This window comes from Kitasatospora sp. NPDC023120 (assembly GCF_055560835.1).
In genome coordinates, this window is sequence record NZ_JBVHHY010000082.1 from 1 (window position 1) to 4192 (window position 4192).

The window sequence follows — 4192 nt, forward strand, 5'->3', positions numbered from 1 at the left end:
CGTCGGAGACGCCTCCAAGGCCCACCGCGTCCTCGGCTGGAAACCCACCACCCACGCCCCCGAACTGGCCCGCCTCATGGTCGACGCCGAACTCGCCGCCCTCGCCGCCGTACCGGGCGGCGCTCTCGGGACGGCGGATTCTCCCCTGCCGGGCTGACCCGCGACGCAGAGGGCGGCGGCTCAGCCGGCGGTGCGCAGCGCGTCGGGGAGCACGGTGCGAGGACGCGCCAGCCGTCGGCGGGCGACCAACATGGATGGCGCGAGGACGATCAGCGTCTGCGTGACGACCGTGGACCACAGCGGCCCGGACAGCCCGAAGCGATGCACGGACCAGACCGACGCCACCACGTTCGCCACGGTCATGACGGCCCCTACGGCGAGCTGCGGCCTCAACTGCCCGGCACCGTTGAGGAACACGGCGACCGCGGTGGTCGTGCACATGATGACGGCGTAACCCCCGAGCGCCGCCAGCAGACCCGGGGACGGAACGGCCGCGTGGTCGCCGACCCACACCCGCAGGAGCCACGGGGTGACCGGGACGAGGGCGATCGCCGCCACCGCACCGGCAGCCGTCAACAGCCCCACCGAACGCAGGTACGCACTGCGCACCCATGCCCGGTCGCCGCGTGCCCACGCCTCCCGGTAGCTCGCCCACAGGGGGGTGAGAAACGCTCCGGCGACCGTGGGCACAGCGGCGTACACGGTGAACGGGAGCACGTACGCGGCGACCTGGTCCGCGCCGAGGTAGTGCCCGATGACGAGCGAGTCCGACTTGAAGGACACGATCCCCATCAGCGTCAGGAAGAAGAGCTGCGCGCCCTCGCGGCCGAGCCGGCCGCACGTGTCCCGGTCCACGTCGCGCAGCCGGGGCCGGGCATCGCGGATCCGCCCGGCCAGCAGGAATGTCGGGAGGAGACCGGCGAGCAGGGACGCGGCGAGATACGCGGCCGTGAACCAGCGCAGATCCGGGCAGAGGGCCGCCACAGCCAGGAGAGCCCCCGCCTGCGCCAGGACGCCGACGGATGTGGACAGTGCCGCCACATGGCCTCGCCCAAGGGCGTAGTACACCCGGCCCGCCACCGTCAGGGGCAGGCTGAGTGCGGCCGTCACCCCTACCGCGAGGACCAACCGGTCGACGACGGCGGTGGGCACCTGGTCCGCTCCCAGGAGGCCGTTCCAGTCGAGGGTGAACGCGAACAGGCCGCAGAACACCACAAGCAGCACCGCCGCACCGGTCAGCAGGACGAGGGCCGTGGTCACCACTCGGCGGGTCGAGGCCACCTGGTCGGCTCCACGGGCTTCGGACACCTGTCCCATCACCGCGAGCCCGACCCCGAAGTCGAGTACGGACAGCATCGTGAAGGTGCTGGTGAGGTTCAGCCAGAGACCGAACTCCTCCTTCTCGAGGCAACGGCCGACAATCGGCAGGACCAGCAGGTTGACGAGGAGGGAAATACCCCTTGCACCCACCGTCGTGGCTCCGATGGCGAGGATTCTCCGCCAGCGGCCGGGAATCTGGTTCACGGCACATCCCGAGGTAGGACGGTCAGGACACGGCAGCCACGGTGACGGCCTCCTCCGCCAGTGTCGGCACCCGAGTGCCGTGTCGTGGCCGTTCGCCCGTCGTGTCGCGCATACAGTGACCGGACGCCGCATGCCCACTCCGGGAGGAACCACCTCAGATGCGCGTCCTGTTCTCTCCGGATGCATTCGTCACGCAGCGCTTCGGCGGCGTCAGCCGGTATTTCGCGGAACTCCACACCGAACTCCTCGAACTGGGCGTCGACGCACGGCTCTTCTCCGGTCTGCACGACAACGCCCATATCCGCGGCGAACGAACGCGGCTGGGCAGGCTCCCCGTGCGAGCGCGGCTGTTGCTGAGCGGTCAGGCGTTCAGGTGCTACGCCGCCGCCCAGCGGGCCGCGCACATTGTGCACCCCACCTACTATTCGGCCGGGGCATCGGGGCGGCGACCTCACGTCTGCACCTTCTACGACCTGATCCACCACAGGTACCCCGGTCAGTTCCCGAACGACACGACGGCCGAGCGCCAGCGGCACTGGGCCCGGCGAGCCGACCGGATCATCGCGATCTCCCACGCGACGGCACGGGACCTGGTGTCCCTGCTCGGCGTCGCGGAGCAGAAGATCTCGGTCATCCACCTCGGCGTACGCGTTCCCCCGACCCGGACGCGACGGCGGGCGGACAACTACGTGTTGTACGTCGGCAATCGCGGCGGTTACAAGAACTGGCGGCTCGTCGTGGAGGCCCTTCGGGATCCACAGCTGAGAGATCTGCGACTTGTGTGCTCCGGAGGAGGACCTGCGACCCGGGAGGAACAAGCCCTTCTGGAAAGCCGTCGCATGACGGCCCGCGTCACGTTCACCGCCGCGGACGACGCCACCCTCTCCCGCTACTACCGGGGCGCCCTGGGCCTGGTGTACCCGTCACTGTACGAGGGGTTCGGACTTCCGCCGCTGGAGGCCATGGCCGAAGGCGTCCCGGTGGTGGCCGCGCGGGCCGCCTCCATTCCTGAGGTCGTGGGTGACGCCGCCCTGCTCTTCGACCCCCGTGAAGCCGACGACCTCGTTCACGCACTGCGCCGGCTGCTCGACACCTCCGTTCGGGAGGAGTTGGAAAGACGCGGCCCCGAACGGGCGTGCGCGTTCTCCTGGGAAAGCACCGCCCGGCAGACGAGCGATGTCTACCGCTCGCTTCTGTGATGAAATGCCAGGCGTTCTACGGCCGGACGCGTGAACCGCGGATCCGCACACCGAGCCCGGGGCTGGAAAGCCGTCGCCGCAAATAGCATCCCCGCATGACAGAAATGCTGCACCGTCCCTCGGTCGGGGAACTTCAGGAACGTGCGCACGGCGAAGGGCACGACTACGCGAAGGGCTCCCCCCACATCCGGCATCACAGCGTCCGCGAACGGGTGATCTCGGCGGTGCACACGCTCGTGGGAGAGATCGCCGAACGCGGTGGTCAGTGCCGGGTCCTGGAGATCGGCGCCGGGCACGGAACCTTCACCGACCATCTGGTGGCGGCCGGGGCGCGGGTCGAGGTCACGGAGATGAGCGCCCCCAGCGTGGCCGTCCTGCGGCACCGTTTCCGCGGGTCCCAGCACGTCACCGTCACCCATGACCCCGAGGGGAAGGAGATCTTCCGCTCCGAGCCGGTCGACGCCGTCGTGTGCATCTCCGTCCTGCACCACATCCCGGACTACCTGGGCGCCGTGGAGCATCTCGTCGGGCGTATCGCTCCCGGCGGCGCGTTCCTCAGCATGCAGGATCCCCTGTGGTATCCGCGCCGGTCGCAACTGTCCATGAACGCGGACCGCGCAGCCTATCTGCTGTGGCGGCTCGGCCAGGGCCGGCTGCGCCGCGGTCTGGCCACCAGGGCGCGCCGCCTGCGCGGCCACTACGACGAGTCGAACGAGGCGGACATGTCGGAGTACCACGTCGTGCGCCAGGGAGTGGACGAGGCGGCCCTCCGGGAGATCCTGGCGCCGGCCTTTCAGGAGGTGACGCTGCAACGCTACTGGTCGACGCAGTCGGGAGTACTGCAGGCCCTGGGGGAACGCTTCTGCCCTCCCACCACGTTCGGCCTCCTCGCGCGCAACCGCCGCCGCTGAACCGGACGCACCCCACGCGACGCCCGACAGAAAAAGCGGAAACTTAGCCGCAATACCGGGCAATTCACCTTCTCTTCCCTACGCTGGGGGCGTTCCCAGGTCTACGCCCAGTAGGGAGTGCGCGGTGGCAGTCAAGAAGGCGTTCATCACCGGTATCACCGGCCAGGACGGTTCCTATCTCGCTGAGTTGCTGCTGGAGAAGGGGTACCAGGTCCACGGTCTCGTCCGGCGGGCGTCGACTTTCAACACGCGGCGAATCGACCACCTCTACCAGGACCCTCACACACCCGGTGCGCGGCTGTTCCTGCACTACGGCGATCTGACCGACGGCACGCGGCTGGTGGGCCTGCTGCAAGAGGTGCGGCCCGACGAGGTTTACCACCTGGCCGCCCAGTCCCACGTCCGTGTCTCCTTCGACGAGCCGGAGTTCACCGGCAACACCACCGGACTGGGCACCGTCCGCCTGCTCGAAGCCATCCGCAACGCCGGCCTCGCCTGCCGCTTCTACCAGGCCTCCAGCTCCGAGATGTTCGGCGCCACACCCCCACCCCAGCACGA

General features: G+C 69.4%; 4 protein-coding genes. 3 read left to right on the forward strand and 1 reads right to left on the reverse strand.

The window, feature by feature from the left end:
* Positions 1-180: 180 nt before the first annotated feature.
* Positions 181-1524, reverse strand: a complete 1344-nt coding sequence (locus ACZ3TI_RS40650; protein ID WP_465735570.1) for a lipopolysaccharide biosynthesis protein — start codon at positions 1522-1524, stop codon at positions 181-183.
* A gap of 158 nt (positions 1525-1682) precedes the next feature.
* On the opposite strand from ACZ3TI_RS40650, the gene ACZ3TI_RS40655 reads away from it, so the two are divergent.
* The 3 genes from ACZ3TI_RS40655 to ACZ3TI_RS40665 all read left to right on the forward strand — a co-directional run.
* Entirely contained in the window at positions 1683-2723 is a 1041-nt protein-coding gene (locus ACZ3TI_RS40655; protein ID WP_465735572.1) for a glycosyltransferase family 4 protein, read from the forward strand.
* A gap of 95 nt (positions 2724-2818) precedes the next feature.
* The gene (locus ACZ3TI_RS40660) at positions 2819-3634 is read left to right on the forward strand and encodes a class I SAM-dependent methyltransferase (protein WP_465735574.1); all 816 of its coding nucleotides are present in this window, start codon (positions 2819-2821) and stop codon (positions 3632-3634) included.
* A 124-nt stretch (positions 3635-3758) separates the two neighbouring features.
* On the forward strand, positions 3759-4192 hold a 434-nt coding region (locus ACZ3TI_RS40665; RefSeq protein WP_465735576.1), incomplete at its 3' end, for a GDP-mannose 4,6-dehydratase.